Here is a 13,674-nt window from a genome sequence, read left to right as displayed (position 1 = left end):
TTCAAGCCCTCAACGTAAGTTTTTCAACGAGCATCCTGCAGCGCAGGGAATATCTCCCGGAGCAGCGTTTCGCTGCAATCGAGAACGTCTAACGTAATCAGCCGCTTGGTGACTGCCTTGCGCAGCCGTGCCCGCGCTTCCGCGTAGCTCATGCCGGACCCGATTTTTTTCGCGTCGAGACGCCAGGCCCGATAGGCGGCGTTGAACCAGGCAAGCTGGCCGGTCGCGTTCGCAGCGTCGATCACCTCCTGGACGTGCCTGACCGCTGATTTCACGCGCGCCATCGCCGCATCGTGATTTGTCAGCGGGACATGCCAATCGCGAGCGACCCTCTCGATCTGCCACGCTGCGACCTCGCCGCGCACCGCGAGCCGCCCGTCCTGGTCACGCGGCAGCAGGCCATCGACCTCGGCAGCGATTGTGTCGGCTATGTCGCGGTCCCTGACCCAGTAGGCGCACGAGATTTCCGACCGCAGCCATTTGCGCTGCATGCCGCGCAGGGTCAGATTGAGATCGCGCGTTGCGCCAACAATGCACGGCTCGCCAATCGGGCTGGTGCCGATGTAGACCGCAGCCACGCCGAAGATGATCAGATATTCGCGGTCCGCGCCGTGGGGAATTTCGAAGGCGATCATCGCGGCCCCACCAAGATCGACGGTGGCCGCGGGATGTCGTGATGGACTGGCCGCCACAGATGTAAGCAATGCGGATGGCAATTGATGTAGTCCGAGCGCGGCGGATGCAGCTGTATCACGCATTCCTCGGGCTCCCAGAACAGATCTTTCACGAAGCACATCTCGGCCCAATTCGGCGGGCGGCGCTCGGTCGAGACCGACACGTGCTCCCAGCCGGGCTCGTCACCGCCAGAGGCGATGATTTTCCGCTCGCAGCTGCCCGGTCCTTGCACGAAGAAAGCCCCATAAGGCCCCCAGGCTGCCTTGCTGGCGAGCGGGCCGCTCCGGACCCTACCGTCCTCAAGCTTTGCTGGAAGCGTCGCTTTCATCAGAACACCGGCACCAGCTCGTAGCGCAATCTGCGCGCGATGATCTCGCAGCCCTGGTCGTGGCGCTGCCGCCAGGTGTCGGCATAGCCGCCGCGCTTCGCCGCGACCCATCCGGCATCGCGCTCCAGGGCGTGCGCCAACGCCACGGCATTCACGGCCGCGACCAGGTGTGCGAGCCGCCCCAGGTATTGGGCAGGCCAGCAGATCGCCGCCTCCATGCGCGTCACATCGCGATAGGAGGGCAACAGCCGCGTGCGGTTCTGCAACTGCTGGGTCCGCTCCAGCTCGCCCTGCTTGTGCTGCTCGACCAGATCATCAAACTCGTAGACGTAGGGCGGCCAGCCAGGCCGGTAGCCGCAGACGCCAGGCATCGGCAGCAGCCGCAAGGTCTGCATCGCCTCGGTCAGCCGCTTGCCGACATGCGGCCCGTCCCAGGTGGATGGGGCGTCGTCTTCCAGCACCAGGTCTTCCAGCGGATTGAACTTCATCGGCTCGCGCCGGATCAGAAGCACGTCACTCATAGGCCAGCTCCCCTTGGGTTTCCTGAAGTTGACTGAACTGTTGCGTCTCGGAATCGAAGCTCATCCGGATCGCGCCGCGATAGCCGGTCTGCTCAAAGCGGACCTTGGAGATGTGCACCATGGTCTCGGCCTTGATGGGATCGCGCTCGATCACCAGCCCATGGTCGGGCTTGTTGAACCAGTGCGCCGAGCCATCGATGTCGTACAGCGTCGCTGTGCGCAGCTTGCCGCGCTCGTAAACGTCCTTCGTCGGATGGGCGAGCACGATCACCGCGACCTCGTACCGGCGACCGAACCGCTTCAGCATGCGGATGGCGCGGCCGATGTACTCGTGCGTGGACTCCTCGCGCTTGCGCGCGTGCTCGATCTCATTCCAGGGATCGATCACGAGGACCCGGATGCCGAGAGCCTTGAGGAGCGTGCGAACATCTCTGAGGTGGCGCGGCGCAATGGCGTTGCCCGCGGGCTGCTCACGGTGTGGTGACGCCAGGTTGCGGCTGTGGTCGGCAAGGCGCCGAACTTCGTACCGATCCAAATTGGGGCCGAGAGCGGCGGCAGCTCTGACCGAGATGGTGCTCGCGCTTGACGCTGAGAACGAGAAGCTGCGCGTAGCAATGCAGACGTTCAAGGACATGATCTTCGGGAAGCGCTCGGAGCGGCTTGCCGCGCTCGTGGCCGAGCAGCTCGCGCTTGAGCTGGACGATCTTGAGACCGGCATCACGCCGCCTACAGCTGCCAACGACGATGCAGCTGCGGCAAAGCCGCACGGCAAGCCACCACGCAAGAAGGCGCGCCGCAACATCGGTGCGCTGCCCAAGCACCTGCCGCGTTGTGAGCAGGTGCTAGAGCCGGAGGCGACCGCGTGCCCGTGCTGCCAAGGCCGGCTTCACAAGATTGGCGAGGACGTCAGCGAGGTGCTGGACGTGATCCCGGCGATGCTGCGGGTGCTGCGGACGGTCCGTCCCAAGTACGGCTGCCGCCGCTGCACCGATGGCGTGATCCAGGCGAAGGTACTGCCGCGCCTGATTGAGAGCGGCTTGGCCTCGACGGCACTCGTGAGCCACACGTGGTGGTCTCGAAGTTCGCCAGGTATCTGCCGCTGTACCGGCAGGTGCAGATCCTGGCCGGCCATGGCATCCAGCTTGACCGGCGACACTCGTCGGCTCGATCAAGCGTGCCGCCTGGTGGCTCAAGAGCCTCTACGAGCTCCAGCTGCGGATGATCTAGGCTGCCCCGCGCGTGTTCTGCGACGAGACGCCGATGCCGGTGCTCGATCCCGGACGACATCGTCCGCGCATCTGCCAGTTCTGGGCGCATGCCATGGATGACCGGTCATGGGGCGGCCCCTCGCCGCCGGCGGTGGCCTACGTGTTCGCCGACGGCCGCGGCACGGCGGAGATCGCCAGACAGTTGACGGGCTTTTCCGGCATTCTGCAGGTCCGACGGTTATGCCGCCTACAAAGCGCTCGCCCGCGATCATGGCGGCGCAATCCAGCTCGCCTTTTGTCTCGCCCACGCCGACGCAAATTCGTTGAGGTGTACAAGACGACCCAGTCGCCGTTCGCTCGCGAAGTGATCGAGCGCCTGCAGGCGGTCTATGCCATCGAAGCGGAGATCCGCGGCAGCAGTGCCGAGCAGCGGCTGGCCACCCGCCGCACCAGGTCCGCTCCATTGATGGAGGCGCTCAGGACGCGCCTGACCGCAATGGTCGGCCAGTTCCTCTCCCAATCGAAGCTGGCGGAGGCCATCAACTACGCACTCAATCACTGGGACGGCTTGACGCTGTTTCTCCGCGACGGCCATGTCGAGGTTGACAGCAACACAGTCGAGCGTTCCATGCGCCCGATTGCGATGGGAAGACGCAACTCATTGTTCAGCAGCAGCGAAGGCGACGCCGAGAGCTGGGCGATCCTGGCATCGCTCTTGAACACTGCAAAACTCCATGAGCTCGACCCGCAGGCCTACCTGACCGATGTGCTGGAGCGCATCGTGTCCGGGCGAACCAAGAGCCATCAGCTGCACGAGCTACTCGCCTGGAACTGGAAGGCGGCGCGCCGGCGCACACCGCAGGCGGCGGCATGAGCCCACGTCGCCATAAAGCACCATCGTCGATGGCGTCAGCCGCGATGCCGCTTGCGGAACTCGAGCGATGGCTCCAGGCTCGCGTCGATCGCCATCCTGCCGCCACCAGCATTCCCATGCTAGACGGCTATGCCGCCGCGATCGTAGCCGGACCGGTGTCGATGAGCCCGCTCGATTGGCTCTGCCCGCAGCTCGCGATCGATGCCGACGCTTTCAACCATGGCGGGCACGCCGGAGTTCGCCGCGATCTCCGCCGTCGCGCTGCGCCACAACGACATCAGCAACCCCCTCTCGACCGCCCCCGATCGGTTCGAGCCGATACACCGGCACACCCCCAATGGCGACGTCGATCCGCGTCCCTGGTGCGAGGGTTTCTATGCCGCGATGCGGCTTAGGATGTCGGTGTGGGCGCCGTTGCTCGACCCCAACAACGTCAATCACGGCCTGCTGCTGCCCATCCTGCTGCACTGTCGCGACGATCAGGGCCGTCCGCTGCTCGGACCGCCACGAAGCGGGCGTGAAACCGAGGATTTTCTCCGTAACGCCTACCTCGATATCCCAGCGCCGTCGAGGCGCTGCGCCAGTACTAGATGCCGATCCGCTACACACGCGACCGCTGATCATCGCGGACGTGGGAGCTCATACCGGTTACGCCACGCCGTCACCTTTGCCGCCGGAGTACGGCTGTAGCCTCGGGCGTGGGGTTCCTGCCACACCCAATCAGGAACGATGTGTGACACTGTCACAGAATGTGGTATAAGGACGCGAAGGAAAGAACTGATATGCGCACCAGCAAGCCAATCACCGTTACCCTCGGCCCGCAGATCGCAAGCCTTGAGGCCCGCCTGAAGTCAGGCGAGTACGCGTCGGCCAGCGAGGTCACGCGCTCGGCCCTACGCGCCCTTGACCGCCAGGATGCCGCACTGGACGACTACCTGCGCGCCAAGGTCCAGGCCTCGATCAAGGACCCCCGGTCGAGCGTCCCAGCAGCCGACGTGTTCAAGCGCCTGCGCACACGCCATGCAAGAAACACGAAGGCCGCCAAGCCTGGCGCTTGAGGTCGTTTTCCGTCCGGAAGCGGAAGCCGGCTTGGTCGGCCTCTAGAGTACATCGCGGAGCGGTCCGGCTACAGAGTTGCGGGCGGCTACATCGATCGTATCGAGGAAGCCTGCATGGCCCTCACGACGTTCCCGAAGCGTGGCACGCGTCGCGACGATATTCTGCCCGGCCTGCGCACAATCGGGTTTGAACGTCGCGTCACGATCGCTTTCCGCGTCCTGAAAACTCAAGTGGAAATCGTTACCATCGGCTATGCGGGGCGCAATTTTGAGGACGACCTACAAGGATGACAATGCACAATGCGCTCGATGAAAGGCAAAAGAAACCTGCACCAAATATGCGGAAGAATCCTCGATCATCGCCTGCGAACGGCCGATGGCAGTCGAACTGCGCCTGGGCATCTCCATGATCTTTTCGACCAAACATCGGCTTTCCCCCACATAAAGTTGACCTATCGGAAACGCACGCCAACAGGCCACGCCTCTAACCTCACTATCGAAAACAGGAAAGCCGGACGAAAATCAGCAGCTCGTTCTACCTTCGATAGCGCCCCGCTCGACGCAATACTTTTTGGCGCATGAGACAGCGAAGCCAGCGAAGATTCTGAAACCCGCCGAGCGAGGCCGGCGAGTGGGCGCTTCCTTCGTAGCGCGGCCGCGAACTCGATCAGCCGTGCATGCTTCTCGAGAAATTTCCGACGCACGTTGTCGAGGACCCGAGGCGCCCTCCTCGGAGCTCCAGGTCGGCACCCCGAAGTGCACGCCGTTCTCGATCAGCTTGCTGAAGGTCTCGTCGCGAGCCTCTTCTCCGATGCCGGTCTGGTCGCGGGCGGCGTCGAAGTCGGGCGAGTCGGCGCCGTCCGTGTGGAGCGTGGCGTGCAGCACGATCTCGGCTTGCTTGTCGCCGAAGTTGAACAAGGCATCCGCCTCCTGGTTGCTGGACAGAAGGATGGCCCGGCCCGGCTTCGTGTCTCCCTCACTCAGCATGTCCTAGGGGCCCTACAACACTGAGGAAATTCAGGATCAGATGGGAGAGGAGTGGGACGCGGCGCTCCACCCCTTCGGCCGTTCATCAACAAGGATCTCTTCGGGGAAACCATTATCAATGACGTCCTGGCCGGCTGGCGCCAGCATCCGGTGAGTGCAGTAGAGCCACGGCAGCACGGTTTGCAGGTTCGTTGTCCGCGCTTTCGGGAGGAGCTTGAGCAATTCGGGTTTGTAAGGCCGAGCGCAACCGTGGGCACGAAAACCCAAGGGATCACGAACTATTCCTCATCGACCAACGTGTCTTCCGTCAGCGTCGAGCCTTGAACCGTTTACGAGCGCGCGCGGTTTCGTCGCGCTTCGAGTAGAAAATGACTGTTGCAAACGCTTGGGTTGTATGCAACCTTAGGGTTGGGCCTCAGAAACCCAAGGAAACCCGAGCAAGATGGCATCAGTGGCCATCAATGGGCCAGCGCTCTAACAGCCCCGTTCGGTGAGACGGTGCGCCCATGTCCAAGGGGCACGCCCCCCAAGAGCACATTGGCTGTTCGCGATTGCGGTTTCTGAACCCCGGCAGCCAGTCCGCTACCGGTATCAGAGCTAAAAGCAAAATCCATGAATCATCAGCGAATCTCGCGCCGCGCCGTGGCGATCGCTCGCGTCTGCAGCCTCGAGGTGTTGCACGACAACGAAACATCTCAACAGAGAGCCGACCGGTTGCTGGCGCCGCACAAGCGGCGTAACCGTTCTCCGTCGTCAAATGATTTGAGGCTAATTAGGCGGCTCGGGAAAGGAGGGGCTGGCTCCTCAGGGGTTAGAGTTTAAGCGGCCGGCACTCGTTGCTGCGAGCGACGGTTTGCATTTCATCGGCGCCATCCTGCTCGAGCAGCGCCCATATGTGGAACGGCCAGCGTGGCAAGAGCTTTTTCAGTCGATTTCACACATTGGAACGGTGCGGTCATATGTCCGGCCTTTGCGCGCGGCAATGGCCGCTGGCCTTGATGAGATCCGCGGAACGAAGAGCTAAATCAGCTATGCGCGCTTGAGCGCGGTGGGGCCAGCAGCTTCACTCGTCTTGGGATTTCGTCCCATGGGTTCATCGCCTGTTGTTGCACCTTGCCCTCTGCCGGCCTGCGCCGGTCGGCTCGTTTTGCCGGTCACTGCCTCCGTCAGACGGCGACCGCGGCAATCGCCAGTGGTGCGGGACGCCGATAGGTTCCGCCCTTGTTCAGAAGCGCCCAGATGGTCCGCGCCGTCTTGTTGGCCTGCGCAACCGCTGCAACCTTGAAGGGCCGAATGGCGAGAAGCGCTTTCAGCCGCGGCTGCGCCTGAGCGTCGTTTCGGACGACTCGCAAGACGGCTGTTGCCCCGACGACGAGGAGAGTGCGGATTTCCGGATTTCCGGATTTCCGGCTCGATTTTGCCGCCCGTCTCGCGCATGGTGCGGAATCCTTGAAGTCTATGGCTTTCTGCTTGGTGGCGAACATCTTGACGTCCTCGTGCAGTTCCCTGATTGCCCTTGAGCGCGATGATGTAGTCGGCCTTCTCGTCGTTGATCTTCTTGGCGATGGCGCTGGCTGCCCATGGCGTCGATGGTGACGATGGCACCTTCGATGGCCATCATGTCGAGCAGGGCCGGAATGGCGACGATCTCGTTGGACTTCTCGGCGACGGCGATTTGCCCCATCACCAGCCGCTGCCGGGCGGCAAAGGCCGAAACCATATGGATCGGTTTCTTGGAGTTCTTCTTCGAGCCCGAGCGGCGTGAGGTCTTGCCGCCGATGGCTATGACGCCGGCGCTCACCTTGACCAACGCCGCCACCCAGGCGACAAAGGGCGAGCGATCGAGTTGCAATCATCGCAGCAGGGAAGGAGCAACACCTCAATTTTTGATTGTCTCCGGAGTTGGAGGGCCGAATAGAAAGAACGCTCTGGATTCTCTTTACGCGCGAGCTGTTTCACGTCGGAAATGACGCCGGTGAACCGTTCGGGCGGACTCGACGGCCTCGAAGGTGCGCCATGGCCCGCGCCGATGGATCACCTTGGCCTTGTAAAGACCGTTGATGTTTTCGGCGAGCGCATTGTTATAGGGATCTCCGATACTGCCGACGGAAGGCTCGATACCAGCCAGGCGCTCGGTGTACTTGATCGAGACGTAACGGCGCGGGATAGGGACAGCGCTTGCGTGCACGCGACGCCCCAAGCACCGAGTCACGTCGCTCCCATTTCGGTGGCAGGTAGGAGTGGATGCGTGAAAGACTGGCGCAAGCGACAGTAGCGGCAGCTCTTGTCGCGGCGTTAGGCACGCCCGGCCAGGCATGATGACGCCATTGACCTAGGTCGAGCATCCGACGATACCCGCCTCCTGCATTTTGCGGGTTGCGTCCAATGCGCAGAAAAAATGCTCGCCAACATCACATAATGTCGCATTAGGAGCCGGACTGTGATGCGATCAGAAGTCTTCCGTTAGCGAAGAGCACCAAGACCTGCCCGTCATTCCACGTAAACACGTGAAACTTGATGCCCTCCTGGATCTCGCTTGACATGAGAGTGCCGGCGCAGCCAAACTTGTAAACAACGTCTGCGTAGTTCGAGCCCAACTCGACACTTTGGAAGTCCAAGTCCGTCACGCGACAATATCCGGCCGGGAATGAGTGAGCGTTAACGGATCTGTAATCTGTGTCTAAATCATCAGGAGCGGCCGGATTGACGAGCGCTCTGCTCGCCGGAGCGCTGGCTTTCGCTGGTCGGGAACCGCTCGGGCCTGACCACGCGAAGACCGCAACCGCTGTGATCCGCAGCGCTGCTCGCCAGTTGATAGAGTTGCGTGCCCCGGCGAATATTCGAGATGTCGTCACCGAATCTGGGATGTTGGCAGATTTGATGGTGGGCAGCTGGCAGAGGCGCCAATCATTCCCAGGTGCTGTATGTGAAGTGGAAGACTTCCGTTGAATGAAAAACAATGGGCTGCTTCCCCCACGTTATTGTCCTGGAGATGTCGGTCAGGTCGACGCGACGTCAGCACAGCGCAGTCTCCGCGTTATCGGTGCATGAAGTTGCCCCGCCCCTGATTCTGTCGCCAATCGAACAATGAAATCATCACCAACTCCAGCCAACTGGCGATTGCTTGTAGTGGCGACATCGCTTCTGCTTATGGCGGCGACATCGCCTCAGCGTTCTCTCAGTCTTGATTGTGCTCATGACTACTAGTGCAGGCCTGAAATCGATTCAGGCCCGGAGAACACGACGTTGGTCAACTACAAGAATTTGCAGGTGGCGGAGATCAATCTCATCCGAGAGAATAAGCAGCTGTTGTAGAGCCGGTGGCAGCAGAAGACTTGCTTAAGGCAGTCGAATCCGCCATAGCGAGGCAAAATGAACCTGAATGCAGAAGAGTTAATCTGTCGAGCCGTTGGCGCTGTCGGGCCTCGCGCAGTCCTTATCTCGGTAAGCTCGGTTCGGTCAGCGAGGGCGCGTTTACAGGTCTGCTGCTCGTCGACGGAAACCCGCTGCAAACACCGGGCTGATCTAGAATCCGGAGATCCGCCCGGAAGGATGGCTCGCAGCAAGCGAGTTCATTGACGCTTTTGGCACGGATATCGGCAAGCGCTCGACGGCCGATCTGGATACTCCACTCCTGAATATCCTGTTCACGGAGTGCTAAATGGGACTGCTGGGCATCCTCATTGGGCTTTCGCTGCTCATCTTCTTTGCGTTTCGCGGCTGGAGCGTCCTGCTGCTCGCGCCGATCGCGGCGCTGGTGGCGGCCGCGATCGGCGCACAGCCGTTGCTTGCCAACTGGACCCAGATTTTCATGGTGAGCGCCGCCAGCTTCCTGGCGCAGTTCTTTCCGATCTTCCTGCTCGGCGCCGTCTTTGGCAAGCTGATGGATGACAGCGGCGCAGTCGCCTCCGCGGCTGCCTTCATGGCGAGATGCCTCGGCGAGCGCCGCGCGATCCTTGCCGTCGTGCTGGCGGGGGCGCTCGTCACCTATGGTGGGGTGAGCCTCTTCGTCGCCTTCTTCGTCATCGTCCCGATGGCGCAATCGCTATTCCGTGTTGCCTCAATTCCCCGTCGCCTGCTGCCGGCGGCCGTCGTGCTAGGCACATCAAGCTTCACCATGTCCGCGTTGCCGGGAACGCCCTCGATCCAGAACATGATCCCGATGCCGTTTTTCGGCACGACGCCCTTTGCGGCGCCCGGCCACGGCATCGTTGCATCGCTTGTCATGCTCGGTATCGGCCTGTGGTGGTTGCGACGGGCTGAGGGGGCTGCTCGCGCCGCCGGCGAAGGTTATGGCGAGGAGGCACTGGCGGCAACCGAGCGCACGCCGGATGATGAGCTGTTGCGTGAACGTGCGACCACCGCCCGCGAGTTCGATCCTGCCGAGATCCAGCATGGACGCCGAAGCAAGAAGCCGCCGCCCGCACTGAACGCCATCCTGCCGCTGGTCGTCGTCATCGCCGTCAATCTTCTGATGTCGCTTGGCGTGTTCCCGAGGCTTGATTTCTCCTACCTTGCCGAGGAGCGCTGGGGCGCCACGTCGATTTCAGCCGTCGCCGGCGTCTGGTCGGTTGCGATCGCGTTGACCGCTGCCATCATAACCGTCATGGCTCTCAACTGGCCTCGGCTGCCGGCGCTTCGGCAGACCATGGATGCCGGCGCGAATGCGTCCGTACTGCCGGCGCTGAGCGTTGCAAGTCTCGTCGGCTTCGGCGCTGTCATTGCAGCGCTGCCCGCGTTCGTAGCCGTGCGCGACTGGGTGCTGGCAATCGAGGGCGGCCCCCTTGTTTCTCTCGCGGTTGCAACGAATGTCCTGGCGGCGCTGACCGGCTCGGCGTCGGGCGGCCTCACGATCGCGCTCGACGCACTCGGCCAGACTTATGCCGAGATCGCGGCGCAAACTGGCATCGACCCCGCTCTGATGCATCGTGTCGCGGTGATCGGCTCAGGCACGCTTGACATTTTGCCGCATAACGGCGCGGTGGTCAGCCTGCTCTCGATCTGCGGCATGACCCACCACGACAGCTATTTCGATATTTTCATGGTCGGCATCGTTCCGTCGGTCGTCGCGTTGGCCGTCGTGATCATGCTTGGCGGCGGAGTGGGATCATTTTGAATGGTTACCTGCTTTATCACGACGCAGGCTCCTTATCATGGTTTGCGCGGTCAGCCGCTCGACGGCGCTCGCCGAGTTCTGGATCGCACCCTGCGTGTCATTGAAGACCGTCTGGAAGACCGGCACGCCGGACTCGTAGAACTCTATCTCGGCGGTGCCGAGGCCGCCTTTCTCGCGCGCCTCGGTGATGGTGTACTGCCCCGCCATCACCTCGATGCCGAGGCGATCGCTGAGGCCGCGACGCGACCGACAATGCGCTTCGTCGCCGTAAAGGAGGCGGACCAGGTCGATCTTCAAGCGCTGCATCGAATCTGTGACCAGATGGTCGGCTCGAGGACACGCCTGATCAATCAGATGCGAGCTTTCTGCCTCGAGTACGGGATACCGTTGCGTCAGGGTGCCGGAATATTCAAAACTCGAGTTGCCGCGCGCTTTGAATGACGAAGAAAACGATTTGTCACCAGTGATGCGTCGCCTGGTCGGAGATCTCTTCGCCGATCTCCGCCGCCTCGAAGAACGGATCCGAGAAGTGACACAGGAGATCGAAGCGGTCGCCGATCGAGAGGACGTCACACGCGGCTGATGACAATCCCTGGCATCGGCGCATTGGGTGCGACCGCCGTACTTGCCGCGATCGGTGATGGGCTGCAGTTTCGCAAGGCCCGCGACCTTGCTGCCTGGCTGGGATTAGTGCCCAGACAACACTCGACCGGCGGAAAACAGATGTTACTTGGCATCAGCAAACGCGGCAATCGCTATGTGAGAAAGCTTTTAGTGCATGGCGCGCGATCCTGCTTCCGGCACCTGGACCGGACACGCGATCGCTTGGGAAGCTGGCTCGACGGGCTCCAGGCTCGGATGCATCCGAACAAGGCCGTTGTCGATCTAGCCGCCAAGATGGCCCGCATTGTCTGGGTGGTCTTGAACAAGCCCGGAGCTCTCTACGAACGCAGAGATCCTGCTTTCACCTGACGCTTCTGGCTTCGATTGCAAGGCTCGGGAACAGTGATGACGAAACAGTGGATCAACATGCCGGAAGCCCTGTGCAAAAAAGCGGGCTTCGTGCCCGAACCATTTATTGGGAACGGCGTGCGCGGATCTCATCATGGCCTGGCTGCAACAGCAGTCCACTCGCGAGAGGCCGGATACATTTATGCAACTGGAAGCGTCATTTTTGCTGTTACGAACCCTTGCACGGACGGGGCGGACCATACATTCTTTCCCAGGAGGTCCTTCAACGCCAAATTGTCCAGCATGGCGTCGGCCAAAAGCCGCTTCAGCCGCGTGTTCTCGTCCTCCAGCGTCCTCAGCCGCTTGGCCTCCGAGACCTCCATCCCGCCAAACTTGGCTTTCCATTTGTAGATACTGGCGTCACTGACACCGTGCTTCCGGCACAGATCGGCAACCGACACGCCAGCCTCGTACTCCTTCAAAATCCCGATGATCTGCTCTTCCATAAAGCGGCTCGCTTCATGCTCTGGTCCTCATATGGGCCAGAGCGAACTTCAATCTGGATTATAGTGCGTCAGGCCAAGCCTGATGCTTCCAGCGGGTGAAATTCCCGCCTCGGCAAGGGGGAGAGCCACCCCACCGGGAATCGAGCCTTGGGCTTATGGAGGTAACGACATGAGCTAAGCGTAGGCAGAGCGACGCGCGGGCCGTAACGCAAGTGAAGCGGGGTCAGCCTCGTAAAGATAAGAATCCGCAGGCCGACAGCGTCGTAATGGCTGGAAGGCAAAAGTAGGTCACCGTCAAAGGCGAGGTGGCTAGAGACTGCGGCGGGGTCAGAGCGCACGGCACGTTCGGAGAAGGAAGTATCAAGGAACCTGAGAGGTCCACTGTGGTCTCGGTGCGCAGCGGAAGTGTGCCGAGTATGCCGGACGATATGGATCATTCCTGAGAATGGCAGACGCTGCAGTGGAAGTCGGATTCGCTGGTAGTACACCTAGCTAACACGCGGATCAGGCCCCTCGATCATGTGAAGTGCCCTTCGTGGTTGAGGGAAGCGCCAACTTCCCTTCGGCCTGGTTTTACGGTAACAATAATTATGAAAAGCCAATTCGCGTAACCGCTAAAACTAAGCGCGGTCGCTTGCCGACAACAGGTAAGGGCGTCCAGATCGGCGAGCGGTGGCATGAAGCCGAGCTGCAATCGACGCATGGATTGCGAAGAGCGGCGAGAGGATAACGCGCGCTCAGGCCGTGCATCGGCTACGATTTGAGGTGACTGACCATGAAGCTGCTGATTGCGCTAATCACGCTGTTTCTTGCGAGCGGCGCTTTTGCTCAAGCTGCTCCACCCGGAGCAGCAAAGATGCCATCCACTCATGTTAAGCCGCAGGCGCCGCTGGGTTGTAAACTAGTTGGGACGGTCAGAGGCACGAAGATCTGGGCAGGCGATTGCGTTGCTGCGACACCACCGGTGGACATGCCGTCATCACCACCGCCCGCCCCGTCAGCCGAAGGCGATGCGCCCGCAGAGAAGCAGTGAAGCCAACATGAGATCGGTACCAACCAATTCTGGTAGGTGCTTGCAGCACTTCTTCGCGATACTCCTTGCGCGCGCCCTTGAGAATTGAGCCTCTCGAGGGGCAAGGTGGTCAGGTCCAGAGACGAAGGCTTGCCACCGAAGTTTGCGGCGTGTGGTAGGGACAGCGCTTTCAGGGTCCAACGCGAGCGCCGAGTCATCGCCGCCAACTTGACTGGCAGCGCGAGCGGGACAGCGTCGACCTGATTCCCGACGCCGAGTCGTGCACGCGCTGCCTCCAGTCCACGCGTGCGCCGCAGAGCGGAGCAATACGATGCCGAGACTTCGAGATTTATTGCCTCGTACGATTTGAAAGAGGCCAAACCAGACGCGCACGAAGAGTTCGTCAAATAAAGCCATCGAGCACGGATGGTCTCCATG

General features: G+C 61.5%; 18 protein-coding genes and 3 pseudogenes. 10 read left to right on the top strand and 11 right to left on the bottom strand.

Annotation, left to right across the window (positions count from 1 at the left end):
- Nucleotides 1-23: 23 nt before the first annotated feature.
- From NLM33_RS35015 to NLM33_RS35005, 3 genes are all read right to left on the bottom strand, one after another.
- Nucleotides 24-758: a hypothetical protein gene (locus NLM33_RS35015; protein WP_254103062.1), complete on the bottom strand. Its 735-nt coding sequence runs from the start codon at nucleotides 756-758 to the stop codon at nucleotides 24-26.
- A gap of 244 nt (nucleotides 759-1,002) precedes the next feature.
- Entirely contained in the window at nucleotides 1,003-1,524 is a 522-nt protein-coding gene (locus NLM33_RS35010; protein ID WP_254103061.1) for a hypothetical protein, read from the bottom strand.
- Nucleotides 1,517-2,059 carry an AAA family ATPase gene (locus tag NLM33_RS35005; protein ID WP_254103060.1) on the bottom strand — a complete coding sequence of 181 codons (543 nt, stop codon included), beginning with the start codon at nucleotides 2,057-2,059 and terminating at the stop codon, nucleotides 1,517-1,519. The genes NLM33_RS35010 and NLM33_RS35005 overlap by 8 nt, the downstream gene beginning before the upstream one ends.
- On the opposite strand from NLM33_RS35005, the pseudogene NLM33_RS49795 reads away from it, so the two are divergent.
- Nucleotides 1,974-2,450, top strand: a pseudogene (locus NLM33_RS49795) (IS66 family transposase zinc-finger binding domain-containing protein); the annotation flags it as partial. The gene NLM33_RS35005 and the pseudogene NLM33_RS49795 sit on opposite strands and share 86 nt — an antisense overlap.
- Here NLM33_RS49795 and NLM33_RS49790 read toward each other — a convergent pair.
- Nucleotides 2,411-2,590, bottom strand: coding sequence for a hypothetical protein (locus tag NLM33_RS49790; RefSeq protein ID WP_371930021.1), 180 nt, complete (start codon nucleotides 2,588-2,590; stop codon nucleotides 2,411-2,413). The pseudogene NLM33_RS49795 and the gene NLM33_RS49790 sit on opposite strands and share 40 nt — an antisense overlap.
- Here NLM33_RS49790 and NLM33_RS49785 point away from each other — a divergent pair, their 5' ends adjacent.
- The 5 genes from NLM33_RS49785 (at nucleotide 2,591) to NLM33_RS34980 (ending at nucleotide 4,955) form a co-directional block, all read left to right on the top strand.
- A complete protein-coding gene (locus NLM33_RS49785; protein WP_371930020.1) occupies nucleotides 2,591-2,746 on the top strand; it encodes a transposase in 156 nt (51 codons plus the stop codon).
- Nucleotides 2,747-2,784: 38 nt separating this feature from the next.
- Entirely contained in the window at nucleotides 2,785-3,606 is an 822-nt protein-coding gene (locus NLM33_RS34995; RefSeq protein WP_254103058.1) for a transposase, read from the top strand.
- 201 nt (nucleotides 3,607-3,807) lie between these two features.
- A complete protein-coding gene (locus NLM33_RS34990) occupies nucleotides 3,808-4,296 on the top strand; it encodes a UPF0149 family protein (RefSeq protein WP_254103057.1) in 489 nt (162 codons plus the stop codon).
- 92 nt (nucleotides 4,297-4,388) lie between these two features.
- Entirely contained in the window at nucleotides 4,389-4,664 is a 276-nt protein-coding gene (locus NLM33_RS34985; RefSeq protein WP_254103056.1) for a type II toxin-antitoxin system ParD family antitoxin, read from the top strand.
- A 51-nt stretch (nucleotides 4,665-4,715) separates the two neighbouring features.
- Entirely contained in the window at nucleotides 4,716-4,955 is a 240-nt protein-coding gene (locus NLM33_RS34980; RefSeq protein ID WP_371930152.1) for a type II toxin-antitoxin system RelE/ParE family toxin, read from the top strand.
- A gap of 231 nt (nucleotides 4,956-5,186) precedes the next feature.
- Here the strand turns inward: NLM33_RS34980 and NLM33_RS34975 are convergent, their stop codons facing one another.
- The 4 genes and pseudogenes from NLM33_RS34975 to NLM33_RS34960 all read right to left on the bottom strand — a co-directional run.
- Nucleotides 5,187-5,582 (bottom strand): hypothetical protein, encoded by a 396-nt coding sequence (locus tag NLM33_RS34975; protein ID WP_254103055.1) that lies wholly within the window; start codon nucleotides 5,580-5,582, stop codon nucleotides 5,187-5,189.
- A gap of 1,235 nt (nucleotides 5,583-6,817) precedes the next feature.
- Entirely contained in the window at nucleotides 6,818-7,135 is a 318-nt protein-coding gene (locus NLM33_RS34970; protein WP_371930019.1) for a hypothetical protein, read from the bottom strand.
- Nucleotides 7,108-7,503 carry an ISAs1 family transposase gene (locus tag NLM33_RS34965; protein WP_371930018.1) on the bottom strand — a complete coding sequence of 132 codons (396 nt, stop codon included), beginning with the start codon at nucleotides 7,501-7,503 and terminating at the stop codon, nucleotides 7,108-7,110. Before NLM33_RS34965 ends, NLM33_RS34970 begins: the two co-directional genes overlap by 28 nt.
- A 135-nt stretch (nucleotides 7,504-7,638) precedes the next feature.
- Nucleotides 7,639-7,809: pseudogene (locus NLM33_RS34960) on the bottom strand (IS3 family transposase); the annotation flags it as partial.
- 1,503 nt (nucleotides 7,810-9,312) lie between these two features.
- Between NLM33_RS34960 and NLM33_RS34955 the strand changes: the two are divergent.
- Nucleotides 9,313-10,767, top strand: a complete 1,455-nt coding sequence (locus NLM33_RS34955; RefSeq protein WP_254103054.1) for a GntP family permease — start codon at nucleotides 9,313-9,315, stop codon at nucleotides 10,765-10,767.
- On the opposite strand, the gene NLM33_RS34950 is transcribed toward NLM33_RS34955, so the two are convergent.
- Complete coding sequence (locus NLM33_RS34950; RefSeq protein ID WP_254106223.1) at nucleotides 10,759-11,064, bottom strand: hypothetical protein; 306 nt, start codon at nucleotides 11,062-11,064, stop codon at nucleotides 10,759-10,761. The genes NLM33_RS34955 and NLM33_RS34950 overlap by 9 nt on opposite strands.
- Here NLM33_RS34950 and NLM33_RS34945 point away from each other — a divergent pair.
- The gene (locus tag NLM33_RS34945; RefSeq protein ID WP_254106057.1) at nucleotides 11,020-11,208 is read left to right on the top strand and encodes a hypothetical protein; all 189 of its coding nucleotides are present in this window, start codon (nucleotides 11,020-11,022) and stop codon (nucleotides 11,206-11,208) included. The two genes, NLM33_RS34950 and NLM33_RS34945, sit on opposite strands and share 45 nt — an antisense overlap.
- Before the next feature lie 16 nt (nucleotides 11,209-11,224).
- On the opposite strand, the gene NLM33_RS49375 is transcribed toward NLM33_RS34945, so the two are convergent.
- Entirely contained in the window at nucleotides 11,225-11,356 is a 132-nt protein-coding gene (locus tag NLM33_RS49375; protein WP_256570576.1) for a hypothetical protein, read from the bottom strand.
- On the opposite strand from NLM33_RS49375, the gene NLM33_RS34940 reads away from it, so the two are divergent.
- Nucleotides 11,350-11,739 (top strand): transposase, encoded by a 390-nt coding sequence (locus tag NLM33_RS34940; RefSeq protein WP_254103053.1) that lies wholly within the window; start codon nucleotides 11,350-11,352, stop codon nucleotides 11,737-11,739. The genes NLM33_RS49375 and NLM33_RS34940 overlap by 7 nt on opposite strands.
- Before the next feature lie 239 nt (nucleotides 11,740-11,978).
- Here the strand turns inward: NLM33_RS34940 and NLM33_RS34935 are convergent.
- Nucleotides 11,979-12,224, bottom strand: a pseudogene (locus NLM33_RS34935) (transposase); the annotation flags it as partial.
- Between the two features lie 775 nt (nucleotides 12,225-12,999).
- On the opposite strand from NLM33_RS34935, the gene NLM33_RS34930 reads away from it, so the two are divergent.
- Nucleotides 13,000-13,257: a hypothetical protein gene (locus NLM33_RS34930; protein WP_254103052.1), complete on the top strand. Its 258-nt coding sequence runs from the start codon at nucleotides 13,000-13,002 to the stop codon at nucleotides 13,255-13,257.
- Nucleotides 13,258-13,674 lie beyond the last annotated feature (417 nt).

This window comes from Bradyrhizobium sp. CCGUVB1N3 (assembly GCF_024199925.1).
Classification (GTDB): domain Bacteria; phylum Pseudomonadota; class Alphaproteobacteria; order Rhizobiales; family Xanthobacteraceae; genus Bradyrhizobium.
The sequence above is the reverse complement of the archived record's forward strand: the minus strand, read 5'-3'. Positions and strand labels throughout refer to the sequence as shown.

Coding starts and splice junctions, on each gene's coding strand:
- NLM33_RS34990 (WP_254103057.1), top strand. CDS start 3,808: ATGCCGACGCTTTCAACCATGGCGGGCACGCCGGAGTTCGCCGCGATC.
- NLM33_RS34970 (WP_371930019.1), bottom strand. CDS start 7,135: ATGTTCGCCACCAAGCAGAAAGCCATAGACTTCAAGGATTCCGCACCA.
- NLM33_RS34945 (WP_254106057.1), top strand. CDS start 11,020: ATGCGCTTCGTCGCCGTAAAGGAGGCGGACCAGGTCGATCTTCAAGCG.
- NLM33_RS35010 (WP_254103061.1), bottom strand. CDS start 1,524: ATGAGTGACGTGCTTCTGATCCGGCGCGAGCCGATGAAGTTCAATCCG.
- NLM33_RS34955 (WP_254103054.1), top strand. CDS start 9,313: ATGGGACTGCTGGGCATCCTCATTGGGCTTTCGCTGCTCATCTTCTTT.
- NLM33_RS34940 (WP_254103053.1), top strand. CDS start 11,350: ATGACAATCCCTGGCATCGGCGCATTGGGTGCGACCGCCGTACTTGCC.
- NLM33_RS34985 (WP_254103056.1), top strand. CDS start 4,389: ATGCGCACCAGCAAGCCAATCACCGTTACCCTCGGCCCGCAGATCGCA.
- NLM33_RS35015 (WP_254103062.1), bottom strand. CDS start 758: ATGCGTGATACAGCTGCATCCGCCGCGCTCGGACTACATCAATTGCCA.
- NLM33_RS34930 (WP_254103052.1), top strand. CDS start 13,000: ATGAAGCTGCTGATTGCGCTAATCACGCTGTTTCTTGCGAGCGGCGCT.
- NLM33_RS34995 (WP_254103058.1), top strand. CDS start 2,785: ATGCCGGTGCTCGATCCCGGACGACATCGTCCGCGCATCTGCCAGTTC.